Below are 1459 nucleotides of genomic sequence, written 5' to 3' on the forward strand. Positions count from 1 at the left end.
TGGGCGACATCATCTCGGAACGGGTGGGCGACTTCAAATCGGAATGGTGGGCGAGATCATCTCGGAATCCTGGGCGACATCGATCGGAATCCGCACGCAGGCAGTCGGCCGCCTTCTCGTATTTGGGCGTGTAGCTCTCGATGAAGGCGTCGAACGCCAGTTCGGCTGCGGCCTTGGTTTCGGCCATCCAGATCTCCTGCAACGCGCGTTTGGCTTTCGGGTGCTGGCTCTTCGGCAGCTTGGCGAGTACCTTGGCGGTCTTGTGCACCCAGCAGCGCTTCTCGCGCGTTTTCGGCCAGACCTCGCCGGCAGCCTTCCAGAACCCGGGTGCACCATCGGCAATGACGAGCTGCGGGGCACGTCGAGCTCTCGCCGCTTCAGATCGGGCAGCAGATCGCGCCAATCGTGCGCGCTCTCCCGGGCGCCATCGGTGAAGCCGACCAGTTCCTTGCGGCCTTCCGGCGTGGTGCCGATCAGCACGAGGATGCATTGCTTTTCGTCTTCGAGCCGCGCTTCGAGATGGATGCCATCAGCCCAGATATAGACGTAGCGCTTGGCCCACAGATCGCGCTTCTGCCACGCGGCGTGCTCGTCGAGTCCAACCGCCCTTCAGTCGGCCGATGGCGGATGCTGACAACCCGGCAGCATCCTTGCCAAGCAGCGCCGCCAGCGCCTCGGAGAAGTCGCCAGTCGAAATCCCCTTCAGATAAAGGACTGGCAACAGCGTCTCGATCGATTTCGAGCGGCGCATGTCGGGCGGCAGGATCGACGGCGAGAACCGGACGCGGCCAGGATCGGCAGCGGCGGCCTCGCGATCGCGTACACGCGGCTGGCGGACCGCGACCGGACCGATACCGGTCATCACCTCGCGCTCCGGCAGGTGACCGTGGCGGACGACGCGCTGGTGGCCATCCCGGCTCTTCAAATCGGCATGCTGGCCGAGAAAGTCTCGACCTCGGCCTCGAGCGCCTTCGCGAGCAGGGCACGGGCCCGTTGCGCAAGACTTCTGTGAGTTGATCGTCGAAGATTCCTGGCTGAATCAGCTGAATGACGTTATCGTTGGACACGGCATATCGCTCCTTCGGTGGAGAAGTGGAGGCGTCAAGCACCCCCACGATATGCGCCTTCCCGATTCCCGCCGTCACCAACTTTGGGCGATAGCTCCGACGTTGTGCCCCGTTTCATCATCTATCGGAGGACAACCACCGTCATCATTACTCAGATCAGGACGCCGTTACGTCACCTGGAACTCTGCCAACCGAGCGTTTACTCTTTTGGCCTGACGTAAATTTTGCTTTGCTTGCGCGATGGTCCCAGCTGGGCTGTGTAGGACCTGCCGTCGATCATGAAGTTGGTCTGGGGCCGGTCGGGGCTCGGTAGCACGCCAAGCCGGTGCATCCAGCGCATGAGGTTCTCCGGCGCCCACTGCCCCTCGTTGCGGTGGATCCAGCCCGGACCG

Annotated in this window: 1 protein-coding gene and 1 pseudogene; both read right to left on the minus strand. The window is 63.0% G+C overall.

From position 1 onward, the window contains the following. Positions 1–82: 82 nt before the first annotated feature. Positions 83–1067: pseudogene (locus GA0061099_RS39150) on the minus strand (IS256 family transposase); the annotation flags it as partial. A gap of 199 nt (positions 1068–1266) precedes the next feature. After that, the coding region (locus tag GA0061099_RS41975; RefSeq protein WP_208604933.1) for a hypothetical protein at positions 1267–1459 on the minus strand (193 nt) is incomplete at its 5' end.

The organism is Bradyrhizobium yuanmingense (genome assembly GCF_900094575.1).
Classification (GTDB): Bacteria; Pseudomonadota; Alphaproteobacteria; order Rhizobiales; family Xanthobacteraceae; genus Bradyrhizobium; species Bradyrhizobium yuanmingense.